Here is a 1,049-nt window from a genome sequence, read left to right as displayed (position 1 = left end):
CTGCCTGGAGCACCTGGGTGTTGATACCGAGTTCTTGCGGCTCAGCGAGCATGAGCCGGCACGATCGATTGGTTTCACCGCTGACGGCGACCGAACACTCCTCACATCGGTCGGAACCAGCAGCGAGGTCTCCGAGTACCTAGTGAGCCGCGAGAGTGACCTTCCACCCTACATTTCCTCCTTCGAGTTCATCCATATCTCGTCCATCTTGGACCCCGAGGTTCCCGAGCTTGTCGCAACCGCTATTGAGCGCGCCATCTCGTTATCCGACCAGTTGGTCGTATCGCTTGACCCCGGGCACTACTGGGCTGTCGACCTTGCTCCAGCCGCCGAGCGCCTGATCGGCTGCGCAAACGTGCTCCATCTCAATGCACGGCAGTTGTCTGCGCTAGGAGGACAACTACGCGTCGAAGATGAGCCGGTCGTCGCGGATCGGATCCTCCGACTGATGCGGACCGGCGTTCGGTACCTAGTGGTCCGGCGGCACGACTCCGCTTCCATCTTCTTCCAGGATCACAGCGGCGACACTTACGTAAGTACCGTGCCCTCTGATACGGTACCCGCCGCCGATATAATGGATGCTTCTGGTGCCGGCGCTACGTTTACAGCCGGATTCCTTGCCTTCCTCGCTTCTCCGCTCCTTCGCGCAATCGCAGGCGCCCGCCTTGGATCTGCACTTGCCGGAGCGAAAGTCCGCCAACTAGGCCCGCTTGACGGCGCATCTCTGGTCGAAGCGGCAGAACAAGTTGCGGGTAGGGTGGGCAAAGTCTTGAACCAGAACAGGTCGCCCAAGCAGGAGGTGTCAGGCTGATGGCCGACGCGTCCAGGGTCAGACCATTCGAGATTTTCGAGCAGAGAATCATGCTCTCGCTGGGACCGCTCCACGCTAACCGGTACTGCACGTACAACTGTCCGTTCTGCTACGTCCATGTTGACTACGATTCATATTGGTCGATGACGCCCCAGCAGATTTCCGCCTGGGTATCAAGGCAAGATCCGCGAGAGTTCGACATAATCTACATCTCCGGCGATACCGACTCCTTTGCCCC

2 protein-coding genes are annotated in these 1,049 nt (G+C 59.3%); both read left to right on the top strand.

The genetic code is table 11. The features are described from left to right. Positions 1-811 (top strand): PfkB family carbohydrate kinase (locus BCD49_RS40470; RefSeq protein ID WP_131803421.1); only part of this gene is annotated, 811 nt, incomplete at its 5' end. Further along, positions 811-1,049 (top strand): hypothetical protein (locus tag BCD49_RS44590; RefSeq protein ID WP_206744928.1); only part of this gene is annotated, 239 nt, incomplete at its 3' end. The genes BCD49_RS40470 and BCD49_RS44590, both read left to right, overlap by 1 nt.

Origin of the sequence: Pseudofrankia sp. EUN1h (assembly GCF_001854645.1) — a bacterium.
Lineage (GTDB): Bacteria > Actinomycetota > Actinomycetes > Frankiales > Frankiaceae > Pseudofrankia > Pseudofrankia saprophytica.
This window is presented reverse-complemented; position numbering and strand designations above follow the sequence as displayed.